The 15,600-nt window shown below is 40.6% G+C and carries 15 protein-coding genes; all 15 read left to right on the top strand.

The features are described from left to right. The first annotated feature begins 39 nt into the window (after positions 1–39). The 15 genes from NSQ71_RS11405 to NSQ71_RS11335 all read left to right on the top strand — a co-directional run bounded on the left by NSQ71_RS11405 (position 40) and on the right by NSQ71_RS11335 (position 15,536). On the top strand, positions 40–816 hold the full coding sequence (locus tag NSQ71_RS11405; RefSeq protein WP_063388584.1) for a CheR family methyltransferase: 777 nt from the start codon (positions 40–42) through the stop codon (positions 814–816). Positions 817–921: 105 nt separating this feature from the next. Then, positions 922–2,094 carry a chorismate synthase gene (gene aroC / locus NSQ71_RS11400; RefSeq protein ID WP_063388583.1) on the top strand — a complete coding sequence of 391 codons (1,173 nt, stop codon included), beginning with the start codon at positions 922–924 and terminating at the stop codon, positions 2,092–2,094. After that, entirely contained in the window at positions 2,094–3,188 is a 1,095-nt protein-coding gene (gene aroB, locus NSQ71_RS11395) for a 3-dehydroquinate synthase (protein WP_063388582.1), read from the top strand. Before aroC ends, aroB begins: the two co-directional genes overlap by 1 nt. Beyond that, on the top strand, positions 3,185–3,550 hold the full coding sequence (aroH, locus tag NSQ71_RS11390; RefSeq protein ID WP_063388656.1) for a chorismate mutase: 366 nt from the start codon (positions 3,185–3,187) through the stop codon (positions 3,548–3,550). The genes aroB and aroH overlap by 4 nt, the downstream gene beginning before the upstream one ends. A 237-nt stretch (positions 3,551–3,787) precedes the next feature. Next, positions 3,788–5,302 carry an anthranilate synthase component I gene (gene trpE, locus NSQ71_RS11385; protein WP_340733966.1) on the top strand — a complete coding sequence of 505 codons (1,515 nt, stop codon included), beginning with the start codon at positions 3,788–3,790 and terminating at the stop codon, positions 5,300–5,302. Beyond that, on the top strand, positions 5,299–6,315 hold the full coding sequence (gene trpD / locus NSQ71_RS11380) for an anthranilate phosphoribosyltransferase (protein WP_340733965.1): 1,017 nt from the start codon (positions 5,299–5,301) through the stop codon (positions 6,313–6,315). The genes trpE and trpD overlap by 4 nt, the downstream gene beginning before the upstream one ends. Then, positions 6,308–7,075 carry an indole-3-glycerol phosphate synthase TrpC gene (gene trpC, locus NSQ71_RS11375; protein ID WP_340733964.1) on the top strand — a complete coding sequence of 256 codons (768 nt, stop codon included), beginning with the start codon at positions 6,308–6,310 and terminating at the stop codon, positions 7,073–7,075. Before trpD ends, trpC begins: the two co-directional genes overlap by 8 nt. After that, positions 7,072–7,710, top strand: a complete 639-nt coding sequence (locus NSQ71_RS11370) for a phosphoribosylanthranilate isomerase (RefSeq protein WP_327856238.1) — start codon at positions 7,072–7,074, stop codon at positions 7,708–7,710. The genes trpC and NSQ71_RS11370 overlap by 4 nt, the downstream gene beginning before the upstream one ends. After that, complete coding sequence (trpB, locus tag NSQ71_RS11365) at positions 7,707–8,906, top strand: tryptophan synthase subunit beta (RefSeq protein ID WP_094246134.1); 1,200 nt, start codon at positions 7,707–7,709, stop codon at positions 8,904–8,906. The genes NSQ71_RS11370 and trpB overlap by 4 nt, the downstream gene beginning before the upstream one ends. After that, positions 8,896–9,690 carry a tryptophan synthase subunit alpha gene (trpA, locus tag NSQ71_RS11360; protein WP_412674445.1) on the top strand — a complete coding sequence of 265 codons (795 nt, stop codon included), beginning with the start codon at positions 8,896–8,898 and terminating at the stop codon, positions 9,688–9,690. The genes trpB and trpA overlap by 11 nt, the downstream gene beginning before the upstream one ends. A 21-nt stretch (positions 9,691–9,711) precedes the next feature. Further along, on the top strand, positions 9,712–10,794 hold the full coding sequence (hisC, locus tag NSQ71_RS11355) for a histidinol-phosphate transaminase (protein WP_063388576.1): 1,083 nt from the start codon (positions 9,712–9,714) through the stop codon (positions 10,792–10,794). Positions 10,795–10,849: 55 nt separating this feature from the next. After that, positions 10,850–11,950 (top strand): prephenate dehydrogenase, encoded by a 1,101-nt coding sequence (locus NSQ71_RS11350; protein ID WP_144598140.1) that lies wholly within the window; start codon positions 10,850–10,852, stop codon positions 11,948–11,950. A 16-nt stretch (positions 11,951–11,966) separates the two neighbouring features. Beyond that, on the top strand, positions 11,967–13,262 hold the full coding sequence (aroA, locus tag NSQ71_RS11345) for a 3-phosphoshikimate 1-carboxyvinyltransferase (protein WP_144598141.1): 1,296 nt from the start codon (positions 11,967–11,969) through the stop codon (positions 13,260–13,262). A gap of 75 nt (positions 13,263–13,337) precedes the next feature. Further along, complete coding sequence (locus NSQ71_RS11340) at positions 13,338–14,249, top strand: hypothetical protein (protein ID WP_340733963.1); 912 nt, start codon at positions 13,338–13,340, stop codon at positions 14,247–14,249. A gap of 21 nt (positions 14,250–14,270) precedes the next feature. Further along, positions 14,271–15,536: a tetratricopeptide repeat protein gene (locus NSQ71_RS11335; protein WP_144598143.1), complete on the top strand. Its 1,266-nt coding sequence runs from the start codon at positions 14,271–14,273 to the stop codon at positions 15,534–15,536. Positions 15,537–15,600: the final 64 nt, after the last annotated feature.

The following is a 15,600-nucleotide window of genomic DNA, read 5'->3' as shown; positions in this document are numbered from 1 at the left end:
TTAGGGTTTTCTACATTACATTCGGGGGAAGATCGGAAAGTGACAGATAAGGACTATGTTGCATTTATCGAAAAGATAAAAAGAAAAAGTGGGATTGACCTGTCGTTATATAAAGAGACTCAAATGAAAAGAAGATTAAAATCATTGTATGAAAAAAAAGGCTTTCAATCCTTTCACGAGTTTTTTTTAGCGATGGAAAAGGATAAATGTTTATACAATCTGTTTTTAGATCGGATGACTATTAATGTTTCTGAATTTTTTCGCAACTATCAGCGTTGGAACATCCTTGAAAAAAAATTGCTTCCGCGTTTGCTGAATGGTAAAAAACATATAAAGGTTTGGAGCGCTGCCTGCTCAACGGGAGAAGAACCTTACACAATTGCAATGATTTTAGCACAAAATTCGCTATTGAAAGACTCATATATATTAGCCACAGATATAGATGAACAAGCGATTAAAACAGCACAAATTGGAATTTATCCGGAAAGATCGCTAAAAGAAGTACCTCTTGAATATAAAACTAATTATTTTCAGCAAGAAGGCTCTTTCTATCATGTAAAAGAAGACATTAAACGCTCGGTTACTTTTAGAAAGCATAATTTGCTGTCAGACCGCTTTGAAACAGATTTTGATTTGATCGTATGCCGAAACGTCCTCATTTATTTTACTGAGTCTGCGAAAAAAGAGCTTTATGAAAAATTCAGCAACTCGCTTAGACGAAACGGGATTTTATTTGTTGGCAGCACAGAGCAAATTTTCACTCCGGAAAAATATGGATTAAAAACGATCGAAACGTTTTTTTATACACGATTGTAGCAATAGCAAAGATCTTTCTATTCAAACAAAAAATCTTATGGTATAGTTACGTAAAAGCATAAAAGCGTAAAAGCGTTAAAGTGTTATGGGAAGGAGTTTGCTAGTATGAGATATTTGACAGCAGGGGAATCTCACGGCCCGCAATTAACGACGATTATAGAAGGAGTTCCGGCAGGACTTCCTCTAACGAAAGAAGACATCAATATTGAGCTTGCAAGAAGACAGAAAGGCTATGGCCGCGGTCGAAGAATGCAAATCGAAAAAGACCAGGTGCAAATACTAGGCGGAGTGCGCCATGGCGAAACGCTAGGATCACCAATAGCGCTAGTTGTAGAAAATAAAGACTTTGCCCATTGGACGAAAATTATGGGGGCAGAGCCGATTTCCGAATCGGAGAAAGCGGAAATGAAACGAAAAATTACGAGACCTCGCCCAGGCCATGCCGATTTAGTCGGGGCGATCAAATACGGACATCGTGATATGCGCAACGTGCTTGAACGCTCTTCTGCCCGGGAAACAACTGTCAGGGTGGCAGCAGGAGCTGTTGCGAAGAAAATTTTGTCTGAACTCGGCATTCAAGTGGCAGGACATGTCATTGAAATTGGCGGTGTCCGTGCGCAAAAATTGGACTATTCGACGCTTGCTGAGTTGAAGGAAAAGACAGAGAACTCACCTGTGCGTTGTTTAGATGAAAATGCGGCTCAGCAAATGATGAAGGCGATCGACGAAGCAAAAGAAAAGGGTGATTCCATCGGCGGCATCGTTGAGGTGATTGTTGAAGGAATGCCGCCTGGTGTCGGCAGCTATGTTCATTGGGACAAAAAGCTGGATGCCAAAATAGCGCAAGCGATCGTAAGCATCAACGCGTTTAAAGGGGTTGAATTCGGCTTGGGATTTGAAGCGGGACGGAGTTTTGGCAGCGAAGTTCATGATGAAATCCTTTGGAGCGAAGAGAAAGGATACTATCGCAAAACAAACAATCTGGGAGGCTTTGAGGGCGGCATGACGACCGGCATGCCCATCGTCGTCAGAGGAGTCATGAAGCCAATTCCAACACTGTACAAGCCTTTGCAAAGCGTTGACATTGATACGAAAGAGCCTTTTTTGGCGAGCATTGAACGATCGGACAGCTGCGCAGTCCCGGCTGCAAGTGTTGTGGCGGAGGCAGTTGTTGCATGGGAAGTAGCCAAAGCGATCGTTGAACAGTTTGGTCTTGATCGCATTGACCTTATTCGGGAAAATATCGAACGTATGAAACAATATGCGAGGGAATTTTAATGGAACAGATGATGATTCAAACGAAAAGTCGCCCGTATCCAGTTTTTTTAGGAGACGGAATTATCGATAATGTCGGAGAATGGCTTCTGTCTGTTTGCAATAATCCTTCGAAAATTTTGATCATTACTGATCAAACAGTCAAGGATCTGTATGGCGGAAAATTAGAGTCGGTATTAAAAGCATTTGATTTGGACGTATTGACATGTGTTGTTCCGAGCGGCGAACAGTCTAAATCATTTGAAACGTACTATAAATGCTTGACCTTTGCTTTAGAAAACAATCTGGACAGAGAATCCGTGATCATTGCTTTTGGCGGCGGTGTAGTGGGTGATTTAGCAGGCTTTGTAGCTGCAACATTTATGAGAGGAATTCCGTTCATTCAAGTGCCGACGACCCTTTTGGCTCATGACAGTGCTGTCGGGGGAAAGGTGGCCATTAACCATCCGCTCGGAAAAAATATGATCGGGGCTTTTCATCAGCCTCATGCCATTATTTATGATACACAGTTTTTAAAAACACTGCCTCTTCTAGAAATCCGCTCAGGATTTGCGGAAGTGGTGAAGCACGGCTTCATCAATGATCGTTCATTTGTTGAAAATTTAATGAAAACGATCCATTCGTTGAATCATGTAACAAGCGAACAACTGCAATGGTTTATACGAAAGGGAATTGAAGTGAAAGCAGAAATTGTCGCTGAAGATGAAAGAGAAACGGGAAAAAGGGCGTTTTTAAACTTCGGTCATACTCTCGGCCATGCGCTCGAAGCGGAGTTAGGTTACGGGAAGATTTCCCACGGAGATGCCGTTGCATGCGGCATGCTGTTTGCTCTATGGCTGAGTGAAAAGATATTCCGCAAAGATTTTCAATATAAATCGATCAAAAATTGGTTTAACGAAATCGGCTTTCCCGTCAAAATCGATGAAACCATTCAAACCGAATCGCTTCTCGAACGAATGAAAAAAGACAAAAAAACGGTACATAGCCAGATTCGTTTTGTACTTCTCGAGGATATCGGCAATCCGGTACTTAAGACGTTTGACACGCATACATTATATTCATTTCTTAATGAGTGGAGAACGGAGGGATGCGTTTGATAAGAGGTGTTAGAGGGGCCATCACCGTTTCGGAAAATAATGAAGAACAGATTGTTGAAAGCACGGAGAGGCTCTTAAGGGAGATGATTCGATTAAACAACATTGCCCCTGAACAAGTAGCTTCCGTGTTTATTTCGGCGACAAATGATTTAAATGCCTGCTTCCCTGCAAAAGCATTAAGAAATATTGAAGGCTGGAAATATGTTCCTGTGACATGCATGCAGGAAATAGCCGTTGAAGGCGCCCTTGAGAAATGCGTAAGGGTGATGATGCATATTAATACAGAAGCCGCCCAAAACGATATTTGCCATGTTTATTTAGAGAAGGCAAAAATTTTACGACCGGATCTTGTTGACAAATAATGCTGTATCCGATAATATGGCGAATAAGAAAGTTTTTATATGACCTGAAATGAGCTGAGTTTAGTTAAGGGTAGTTGAGAATGAGTCGAGGAAGTAATAGATGAGTGGTTTAGGAAGATAGATTGATCGACTGCCCAAAAACGTAATGTTTTTGGGCATTTTTATTATCAATTTCATCCCTCAAAAACGATCCTCTATGACTCATTCTCCAAATACTTTGGAGGAGTGAGTACTTCAATGGCAACAACCTTTCAAGATTTTTTGCAGGATTGCCGCAAATATAAGACGGTTCCCATTATCGAGCAATATCATGTCGATATGCTGACACCTATCCAAATATTTCAAACGCTGCAAACCGATGCTTGTTATATTTTAGAAAGCAATGACAGCGAGTCGAACTGGTCCAACTTCTCGTTTATCGGTCTTGAGCCGATGTATTTTATCAAGGAAGAAAATGGAACGTTCCAGCTGCAAAATCGAAAACAGATGGTCATGGACAAAGATGTTTCGTTATCAGCATTGTTTCATAGAATGACGGTAAGCTTCAATGTAAAAAAAGTGGCGATCGATGTGCCGTTTTCAGGCGGAGCTGTCGGAAAAATCGATTATGATGCGGTCAGCCTATTTGAAAAGATTCCAGCTCATCGTCATGCTGACAGAACCCATTCTGTATGTGAACTGGTCATTTGCCAAACGGTCATTGCATATAGCCACAAGGAAAAACTGCTGACATTTATTCATTATAGAGAGCTAGAAGGAAACGAAAGCGAGCAAGAGCTGAAGCAAATATTTGAGGCGGGAAAGGAACGCATTTTTCAATATCGCAATGAATTAAAAAACGTCAAGCCGGAAGGAAATATTTTCATCCCGTCAAACAAAGAACCGGTTTCTTTCGCCGGATTTGAATCGAATTATACAAAAGAACAATTTTTGCATCATGTTGAAAAAATGAAGGAATATATTCGTTCTGGCGATATATTTCAAGGAGTTCTTTCGCAGCGCTTTGAAAAACAAGTATCGGTAACCGGTCTGCAATTATATCGAATTTTAAGAATTATCAATCCTTCCCCTTATTTATTTTATATAAAACTATCAAACCAAGAGCTTATCGGCAGTTCACCGGAAAGATTGATTCATGTTCGCGACGATTATGTTGAAATTCATCCTATTGCCGGCACGAGAAAGCGGGGCAAAACAAAGGAAGAAGATAGAAGACTCGTTCGCCAATTGCTGCAGGATGAAAAAGAACTAGCGGAGCATTATATGCTTGTTGATTTAGCAAGAAATGATATCGGCCGAGTTGCTGAATACGGGACGGTCAAAACACCTGTACTTCTGGATGCAGCTTATTTTTCACATGTTATCCATCTCATTTCAAAAGTGAGAGGAAAATTGAGAAAAAGCATTCATCCGATTGATGCGTTAATTTCGGCTTTTCCTGCCGGAACCGTTTCAGGAGCCCCAAAAATACGCGCGATGGAAATTATTCATGAGCTGGAGCCGACTGCCAGGGGGAGCTATGCGGGGGCTGTTGCATACATCAGCTTCGATGGAAGCATTGATTCATGCATCACAATTCGGACAATCACGCTGAGCAATCAGAAGGCATATGTCCAGGCGGGGGCTGGGATCGTTGCCGATTCTGTTCCTTTAAAAGAATGGGAAGAAACAAGAAACAAAGCGAGTGCGCTCATTCAAACGATCGAATTAGCAGAACAATTGTTTTTAGAAAAAGGGAGGAAGAGGGCATGAAGCATATATTGGAGAAGTGCATTAATGGTGAGACTCTTTCAGCATCTGAAGCAGAAGATATTATGAAAAAAATCATGGAAGGAAAGGTTCCGGACAGTCAAATTGCCAGTCTCATCACTATTTTACGATTTCGCGGCGAAACGGTCGAAGAGATGACGGGATTTGTGAAAGCGATGAAGGAAAATATGACTCAGCTTGAAGGATTTGAAAATGCAGTTGATACTTGCGGAACGGGCGGAGACGGAGCATCAACATTTAACATTTCAACCGCATCTGCCATTGTAGCTTCATCGTTGGGAGTGAAAGTCGCAAAACACGGAAACCGCGCTGTTTCTTCAAGAAGCGGCAGCGCTGATGTGCTCGAATGTTTAAACATCCCAATCCAAACAACGCCTGAAGAAGCAAGAAGAAGCTTGGAAGAAACGAATATGAGCTTCTTGTTTGCTCCTCTCTATCATTCATCGATGAAGCATGTTGCCAAAGCAAGAAAAGAAGTGGGATTCCGAACGATTTTTAATTTGCTCGGGCCGCTGGCTAATCCGGCCAATACAAAACGACAAGTGCTTGGCGTTTCATCATTGGAGCATGCGGAGAAAATGGCTGAAACATTAAAACATTTCCGTTCAGAGCATGTGCTGTTAGTATCAGGAAGGGACGGATTAGATGAAATTTCGATCAGTGATGAAACGGATGTCGTAGAACTAAAAGATGGGAACATAACAAAATATACGATTTCTCCGGAGCAATTTGGAATGAATCGAGGGAAGCTTGAAGAAATACAAGTCTCAGATGCTAAAGAAAGTGCTGGAATGATAGAGGAAGTACTGAAAAATAAAGGAAATGAAAGCGTGAAGAACATTGTAGCATTAAATTCGGCTGCAGCTCTTTACGTAGCAGGAAAAGCAAAAAACATTTCGGAAGGGGTACAGATGGCTTTAACAGCCATAAAAGACGGGACCGCCTATCAGCAATTAAAGAGATTGGCCATCCGAAAGGAAGAGAGCTATGCTTGATACGATCATAAGAGTTAAAGAACAAGAAGTGAAAGAGCTTGATTTGACGCAATTAGACCAAAAAACATTCGAAAAAAGATCATTTTTCGCTGCTCTTCAAAACCCGAACCGTTTTCTTGGGCTCATTGCGGAAGTGAAGAAGGCATCGCCATCCAAAGGTGTCATTCGTGAAGATTTCGATCCTGTCGATATTGCAAAAAAATATGAGAGAGGGAAGGCAGACTGCTTATCTGTTTTAACCGATCAAAAGTTTTTTCAAGGATCAACCGCATTTTTGTCTGAAATTAAAGAAAAGGTGAAACTTCCTGTTTTGCGCAAAGATTTTATTATCGATAAAAAGCAAGTGTATGAATCGAAATGGATCGGAGCGGATGCCATTTTGTTAATCGGGGAGGCTCTTCCGCCAAAAAAATTAAAGGAGCTTTGGGATGAAGCGGTCAGCTTAGAGCTGGATGTGCTGGTGGAGGTCCATTCTGTCGAGACTCTTGAAAGAATACTAGATATATTTGTGCCGAATATACTGGGGGTGAACAACAGGGATTTAACAACCTTTCATACGGATATTCATCATCTGGAAACGATTCAAAAATATGTGCCGAAAGATATTTTATTGATCAGTGAAAGCGGCATAAGCACGATGGCAGATTTGCAAACGGTGTATGAATATGGAGCAAAAGGCGTGCTTGTCGGGGAGTCGCTCATGCGGAAAAAAGACCCGGAACAAGGAATTTATGAGCTGTTTAAGGAGAGTGTAAAGTGAGACTCGTCAAAATTTGCGGCAACCGCACATTTGAAGATACAGCCGTTTCCATCAATCAAGGAGCCGATTATATCGGCTTTATCTTTTCCTCTGAAAGCAGACGGCAGGTGAAGGCAAATGATGTCGGCAGGTGGATGGAAGCTTTTCAAAAAGAAATGCGTCCAAAACTAGTAGGCGTATTTGTTCATCCGACGATTCAATTTTTAGAGGATGTGCTAGCAGCGGTCGAATTAGACTGCATACAGCTGCATGGCGATGAAGATGAAGAATTTGTAAAACAGGTAAAGGAAAAGTTCGGTCTTTCTGTTTGGAAAGCTCTTCCTCATCATGAACATGTGATAGAGGAAATGGAAAAATTTTCACATTGGGTGGATGGATATGTGATTGACAGCCGTGTGAAAGGAATGTGGGGCGGAACAGGCGTTGCTTTTGACTGGTCAAATGTGTCTGATTATACAATATGGGCGAAAAATAACCGGAAGCTTTGTTTTATTGCGGGCGGCATTACACCTGAAAACATAACAGAGCTGCTTGAAAAAGGCGCTGAAAACATTGATGTTGCAAGCGGTGTTGAAACAAATGAAAAAAAAGATGTCGAAAAAATAGCAAAATTAATAGAGAAGGTGAAAGGCTGATGAAATATCCTGATGAATATGGCAGATTTGGAGAATTTGGAGGAAAATATGTACCAGAAACGTTAATGAAGCCGTTGTATGAATTAGAAGAAGCATTAAAGGATGCATTAAGTGATTCTTCTTTTCAACAGCAATATCATCAAATGCTGCAAAAATATTCCGGCAGACCGACCGCTTTAACATTTGCAGACCAATTAACAAAACATGTCGGGGGAGCAAACATTTTTTTAAAACGGGAGGATCTCAACCATACTGGTGCCCATAAGATCAATAATGCCATTGGTCAAGCGCTTCTTTCGAAAAGAATGGGAAAAAAGAAGCTTATTGCTGAAACAGGTGCCGGACAGCACGGTGTGGCATCAGCAACTGTCGCTGCGAAATTTGGCATGGACTGCAAAGTATTTATGGGAGAAGAAGACATCGATAGACAGCGCCTCAACGTTTTTCGGATGCAGCTGCTAGGTGCTGAAGTAGTGCCTGTTACAAGCGGAAATAAAACATTAAAAGACGCTGTGAATGAGGCGATCCGATATTGGGTTCAGCATTGTGAAGACCATTTTTATTTAATGGGCTCAGCTGTCGGTCCGCATCCATATCCGATGATGGTAAGAGAATTCCAGCGGATCATTGGAGATGAAGCGAAAGAGCAGTTTTTCAACGAGTTTGGCAAACTGCCGGATGTTGTCATAGCTTGTGTGGGCGGAGGAAGCAATGCGATCGGGATGTTTACACCGTTTTTAGAAGAAGATGTAAAGCTTATTGGAGTGGAAGCAGGAGGAAAAGGAGTGGAAACGGGTGAACATGCGGCAACAATTACAAAGGGGACGAAAGGCGTTATTCACGGTTCGATGACGTACTTATTGCAAAATCAATACGGTGAAATTATTGAGCCTTATTCGATTTCTGCCGGCCTCGATTATCCGGGTGTCGGTCCGGAGCATGCTTATTTAGCAAAAATAGGGCGTGTCGTTTATGAATCTGTGACAGATGAAGAGGCGATTCTAGCACTCGAAACATTGGCGAAAACAGAAGGAATATTAGCCGCAATTGAATCTGCTCATGCCGTTGCAAAAGGAATTGAAGTAGCAAAAACTTTATCAAATGAACAGTCAATTTTAATTTGTTTGTCCGGACGGGGCGATAAAGATGTTCACACTTTGATGAAAACGAAAGGGGGAGTTGAAAATGGTTTCTAACAAAAGCATGTTTCAACAGTTTGACAAGCTTTTTATTCCTTTTATTACAGCTGGAGATCCGAATGAAGAGTTGACCATTGATCTCGCCCTTACTTTAGAAAAATGCGGGGCGTCAGCCATTGAGCTTGGCGTTCCCTATTCGGACCCGCTTGCTGACGGCCCCGTTATTCAACAGGCATCCATCCGGGCAAGAAGAAATGGAATGAATATTGAAAAGGCGATGGAATTAGCATATAAAATGAAAGAAAGAGGTTTAAAAATTCCGATCATTCTCTTTACTTATTTCAATCCTGTGCTACAATTAGGAGAAAAATACTTTTTTACTTTAATGGAGAAAAATCGATTAGAAGGACTTCTCATTCCTGATCTCCCGTTCGAAGAAAGCGGATGGATGCGAAAAAAATGTGACGAGCATGGGATTTATTTTATCTCTATGGTTGCTCCTACTTCCTACAATCGAATAAAAAAAATTGCTGAAAACGCCGCAGGATTTTTATATTGTGTTTCATCTCTCGGGGTGACTGGTGAACGCCAATCATTTGATGAGCGCGTTTCTGATTTTATCTCTCATGTAAAGAAGTATGCGGAAGTTCCGGTGGCTGTCGGGTTTGGCATTTCGTCGAATGAGCATGTAAAAAAATTTTTCAAAATAAGTGACGGCGTCGTTGTGGGCAGTGCGATTGTTAAACAAATTGAAAAGCTTATTCCGCTTCTCACAAATGCGAATACAAAACAGAGCGGGTTACAGGAATTTGAAAGGTTTATTCACGGTTTGCTCCATTAGGGGATGAAAGAGGTGTTAAGGTTGGAGGTAAAAGAACAGTTAAAGTCGCTGAAACCATACGAACCTGGAAAACCAATTGAACAAGTAAAAGAACAGTTTGGTCTAACAAAGGTGATCAAGCTTGCATCAAACGAAAACCCGTACGGTTGTTCTGATAAAGTGAAACAAGCGATACAAGAAGAGCTTGAATCTCTTGCGATCTATCCTGACGGCTATAGTGCAGAGCTGCGAAAACAGGTGGCAAAGCATGTAGGCGTAAAAGAAAATCAGCTCATTTTCGGAAACGGATCAGATAATATTATACAAATTCTGTCACGTTCACTTTTGAGCGAAGGCTTCAATACCGTAATGGCGTCACCGTCATTTTCCCAATACCGGCATAATGCGGTGATCGAAAATGCCGAAATTCGCGAAATTGAACTTGTAGATGGGCGGCACAATTTGGATAAAATGGCAGACTCTATTGATTCCAAAACAAAAATTGTATGGTTATGCAATCCGAATAACCCTACAGGAGTTTACATAAGTGAAGAAGAGCTTATTAATTTTTTAAACAAAGTGCCGAAGGATGTCCTTGTCGTATCTGATGAAGCGTATTACGAATATGTGACGGCGGAAGATTATCCGAATTCAGTCGCCTTATTGGATCAATTTCCAAATCTATTAATTTTACGGACGTTCTCAAAAGCATACGGCCTAGCTGCACTCCGAGTAGGATATGGAATTGGAAATGAAGAACTCATCCGCTTAATTGAGCCGGCAAGGGAACCTTTTAATACAAATCGTCTTGGACAAAAGGCTGCTATTGCAGCGCTAAACGATCAAACTTTTATCGAAACCTGCAAAAAATTGAACCGGGAAGGGCTCAAACAATACTATGATTTTTGTGAACAATTTGGTCTTGAGTACTTCCCTTCGCAAACGAACTTTATTTTAATAGATTTTCAAAGGGATGCGGATGAGCTTTTTCAAAAGCTGCTTGAAAAAGGATTCATCGTCCGTTCAGGAAAAGCTCTCGGATTTCCGACATCGCTGAGAATTACTGTCGGAACAGAAGAGGAAAATGAAGCACTGATTCAAACTTTAAGGGAACTACTTTCCTAAAAGAGGTGAACGCTCACCTCTTTTTTTACCAAAAAGCAGAAACAGGTGGTTTTTTGTGGAAAAAGTTTTTATCATTGGTCTTGGTTTAATCGGCGGATCGATTTCACGTGCAATTAAGAAAGAGCATCCATCGGTTCAATTGGTCGGATATGATATAAATAACGATCAAGTGCAAATGGCAAAAAAATTGGGAATCATTGATCAATCAGCAGAATCTATTAAGGAAGGCGCTGAATCAGCGGACGTTATTATTATTTCAACTCCCGTTGAACAAACATTGAACGTTTTAACGTTTTTGGGAGAACTAAGCTTGAAAGAAGGAGTCATTATCACAGATGTCGGCAGCACAAAGAAAAAAATTGTCGATCATGCGAGCGTTTCTTTGCCGAAAACAGTAACATTTATTGGCGGTCACCCAATGGCGGGCTCACATAAATCAGGCGTTGCGGCAGCGAAAACTCATCTATTTGAAAATGCGTTTTATATTTTAACGCCTGGCAGCAACGAACGTCCGGAAAAAATAGAACAATTAAAAAAGCTTTTAAAGGGAACAAAAGCGCAATTTATTGTCATGACACCTGAAGAACATGATTCCATTACCGGGGTCATTAGCCATTTTCCGCATTTAATCGCGGCAAGCCTCGTCCATCAGGCAGAAAAGAAAGAAGAAATGTTTCCAATTATTAAGCGGCTTGCGGCCGGAGGATTTCGCGACATTACCCGAATTGCGTCAAGCAACCCGGTTATGTGGCGCGATATTATTGTTCACAACCATGATGTATTAATCGAGTTATTTGATGAATGGATTCAAGAAATGAAGCAAATTAAACAATTCATTGAGAAGCTCGATAAAGAACAGCTTTATACATATTTTGAAAAAGCGAAGACATATCGAGACGGATTGCCTGAAAGGGAAAAAGGAGCCATTCCGTCCTTTTATGACCTTTATGTCGATGTTCCGGATTATCCGGGTGTTATTTCTGAAATTACCGGTTATTTAGCAAAAGAGGAAATTAGCATAACAAATATTCGAATTTTAGAAACGCGTGAAGAAATTTTTGGTGTTTTGCGCATCAGCTTTCAGTCGGATGAAGACCGGATGAAGGCGAAACAATGCATTGATCGCTACACGAATTATGAAACATATATACTGTAGTTGGGGTGATACAGATATGAATCAAGGGCTTGTTTTGACAAAAAAACATTCGCTGAATGGAACTATTGAAGTTCCCGGCGATAAATCGATCTCCCATAGGGCGGTTATGTTTGGGGCAATTGCGGAAGGAAAAACAACTATTCAAAACTTTTTAACTGGAGAGGATTGCTTAAGCACCATTTCATGCTTTAAAGAGATGGGGGTGTCGATCAAACAGGAAGGAACGAATGTAACAATTGAAGGGAAAGGATTTTCCGGACTGAAAGAACCTGTTAACATTTTAAATGTTGGGAACTCAGGCACCACGACAAGATTAATGCTGGGCATTTTAGCGGGACGTCCTTTTCATGCATGCATTATTGGGGATGAGTCAATTGCGAAAAGACCGATGGATCGTGTAACAGCTCCTTTAAGACAAATGGGAGCTCATATTGATGGACGGAATAACGGATCTTTTACCCCGCTGTCTTTGCGCGGCGGGAATTTAAAAAGCATTTATTACAAATCCCCAGTAGCGAGTGCTCAAGTGAAGTCATCGATTTTGCTTGCAGGTCTTCAAGCAGATGGAACCACAACAGTTGAGGAGCCGTATCAATCAAGAGATCATACGGAACGTCTTTTGTCAGCCTTTGGCGTCCATGTGAAAAAACAAAATTTGACCGTTTCGGTAGAGGGAGGACAAACATTAAAAGGCGCCAATATTTATGTGCCTGGTGACATTTCTTCCGCTGCTTTTTTCCTTGTTGCGGGAGCCATTGTTCCGGACAGTTCAATCAAGCTGAAAAATGTCGGCATTAACCCAACAAGAACAGGGATTTTAGATGTTTTAGAAAATATGGGTGCAGAGATCGAGATTATACCTACATTAGATTCTGCCGAACCGATGGCTGATATATCGATCAGGACATCTGAGTTAAAAGGAACCGAAATTTCAGGAGAGCTGATTCCGAGACTGATTGATGAAATTCCGATCATTGCCCTTCTTGCGACACAGGCTGAAGGAACGACAGTTATTAAAGACGCCGAAGAATTAAAGGTAAAAGAAACAAATAGAATTGATACAGTTGTCGGCGAGCTGAAAAAGCTTGGAGCGGATATTGAAGCTACAAACGATGGAATGATCATTCGCGGAAAAACAAAGCTGAAAGGAGGAACGAATGTTTCCAGCCATGGAGATCACCGCATCGGCATGATGCTCGCGATTGCCAGCACTATTTGTGAAGAACCTGTGGAATTAATGCAGCACGAGGCAGTCAGTGTATCCTATCCTGCTTTTTTTGACCATTTGAATTTGCTTTCCAAAACCATCTGAGTTTGTCAGATGGTTTTTGTCATATTTTTATCAACCTTTTCATAGCTTGTCTAAAAAAGCTATTGAGGTGGGAAAATGGCATATATTATTGATCAAATTCGTTTAATGGAAGACAATCAAATTGTGACGCGCTCAATACTCGTTGACGGAAATCAGTTTCGTTTTAAAGAAAAGCAATTAGATCAGTTTCGATTTATGAAAATGGACGGATCGCCCTATTTCATGACACCTGGCTTTGTCATGCTTGACCAAAACATTCAGCATTTAGAACAAAGCCATTCGTTCAAATTATATGTGAAAAATTTGATCCAAAAAGGCTGCACCTTTTTAATAGCTGCTGTTGATTTGCCGTTTGAAAGACAATGGGATGAAAAGAAAAAACATATTCGCAAAGTGATGATGAATTCGCCGATCGATTATGCGATCGCTGCAAAAATCCCAATCGACCGGCTGACTCCTTCAATCATCAGAATGCTAAAAAGAGAAAAAATTACTGTGATTATCGTGGAAATTAAACAGATTGCTGAGCTTGATGATGTTCCATGGGAATGGATTCGTGAGACTTTATTTCCAAAGCAAACTCCAATTTTTCCCCATTTTTCTTCAGAAGATCAATCCATCTTCCATCAGTTGAAAAGCAAATGGCAGCAAATTGTAAAAAAATATAAATTGCCATCATTGGAAGAATGTCCTGAAAACGGTGTCCCACTTACGAAAGAAGCATTAATGAAAATCGGTCTTTATCCGATTCGCGGCGAAATTTTAAGCGGAAGCAATGTTGATTATAATTTATTTCGGATGATCGATTTAGTTGAAGAAAATAATTATCTAGATTATTATAATCATAACCCAGAAGTGATCGTTCACAACGGAAGCGTTTTGAAAGCAGGAGAACAAATATTTTATAAACCAGGGTTCGGAAAAGAAGTGCAGCTGAATGCACCAGGACGCTTCAATATTTATTCGCAGCCAATAAACAAGTACTGAATTTAGAAGGGGAGTTTTAGGTTGAATAAAAAAATGAGCGAAGCCGTTCAATTAGTTGAAAGCGGCCAAGTGGAAAAAGGATTGAAAAAACTTTCATCCATTGAAAAAGAGTTAAATGATGAAGAAAAGTTTGAGCTTGCGGAAAAATATTTTCAATGGGGCAGGACAGATGAAGCGTTAAAAATAGCTGAGGAGCTGTCGCAGCTATACCCTGATGAATCTGCTATCACTCTTTTTTTGGCGGAAATATACATTGAGCTTGACGATGAAGAAAAAGCGATTGATCTGCTGAATGAAATTGATCAAGAAGATGAATCATATCCGCAAGCCCTTCTTCTTATGGCTGATTTGTATCAATTGCAAGGCTTATATGAAGTCAGTGAACAAAAGTTGAAGGAAGCCAAGAGAAGATTGCCTGAAGAGAAAGTAATTGATTTCGCATTAGCCGAGCATTATTTTCATCTCGGAAAATATCGTCAAGCAATCGACTTTTATAGAGTAGTCCTAGAGGAATTTGAAAATATAATGAATGTAAATATTCATAAACGAATAGGCGAGTCTTTATCTGCTTGCGGTGATTTTGAAGAAGCCCTTGCTTATTTTGAGAAAGCGGTGGAAGAAGAGGATTTGGACACATATTTCGCTTATGGGATGACAGCTTTAAATGCAGGCCAGACAAAAACAGCGATTGCACAATTTGAACGAATAAAGGAATTGGACCCTACCTACCACTCACTATATTTATATTTGGCCAAAAGCTATGAACAGGAAGGGATGGTGGAAAAAAGTTTTCAAATTGTTCAAGAAGGTTTGCAGGAGGATCCATTTAATAAAGAGCTTTATTTATTCGGCGGGAAAATTGCCTTAAAGCTCAAAGATGTAGACAATGCAGTAAAATTGTTAAAAAAAGCGCTGGAGCTTGATCCGGGTTATATAGAAGCAATCATAACACTTTCAGGAGTGTTGTTAAACCAAGGCAAATATATGGAAACGATCGAGATGTTGACGGAAATCGTAGAAAGACATGAAGAATATGATCCTCATTTTGACTTCAATTTAGCGATCGCTTATCATCGCACCGAACAGTACGAAAAGGCATTAAAGCATTATGAAAGTGCATATAATAATTTTAAAACAGACCCGGAATTTTTGGAGAATTACGCTTATTTTCTGCTTGAAGAAGGGGAGCGGGCAAAGGCTAGGAAGCTTTTTGAAAAAGCGCTGGAGCTTGATCCAGGCAACATTGAATATGAAAATATGCTGCTCGAATTGGAGGACAATTTTTAGGCGGAATTGGAAGGAATTCAACGCAACTATGTTGAATTTTTGAATTAGATGGAAAGCAGAGGAG

Origin of the sequence: Aeribacillus sp. FSL M8-0235, assembly GCF_038000355.1 — a bacterium.
Taxonomy (GTDB): domain Bacteria; phylum Bacillota; class Bacilli; order Bacillales; family Aeribacillaceae; genus Aeribacillus; species Aeribacillus composti.
Note: the sequence above shows the minus strand (reverse complement) of the source record. Positions and strands in the feature narration are given on the sequence as shown.

Excerpts from the sequence above, each read along its gene's own strand:
- aroB (WP_063388582.1), top strand. The coding sequence starts at position 2,094 with ATGGAACAGATGATGATTCAAACGAAAAGTCGCCCGTATCCAGTTTTT.
- trpA (WP_412674445.1), top strand. The coding sequence starts at position 8,896 with ATGGTTTCTAACAAAAGCATGTTTCAACAGTTTGACAAGCTTTTTATT.
- trpD (WP_340733965.1), top strand. The coding sequence starts at position 5,299 with ATGAAGCATATATTGGAGAAGTGCATTAATGGTGAGACTCTTTCAGCA.
- NSQ71_RS11340 (WP_340733963.1), top strand. The coding sequence starts at position 13,338 with ATGGCATATATTATTGATCAAATTCGTTTAATGGAAGACAATCAAATT.
- trpC (WP_340733964.1), top strand. The coding sequence starts at position 6,308 with ATGCTTGATACGATCATAAGAGTTAAAGAACAAGAAGTGAAAGAGCTT.
- trpE (WP_340733966.1), top strand. The coding sequence starts at position 3,788 with ATGGCAACAACCTTTCAAGATTTTTTGCAGGATTGCCGCAAATATAAG.
- aroC (WP_063388583.1), top strand. The coding sequence starts at position 922 with ATGAGATATTTGACAGCAGGGGAATCTCACGGCCCGCAATTAACGACG.
- aroA (WP_144598141.1), top strand. The coding sequence starts at position 11,967 with ATGAATCAAGGGCTTGTTTTGACAAAAAAACATTCGCTGAATGGAACT.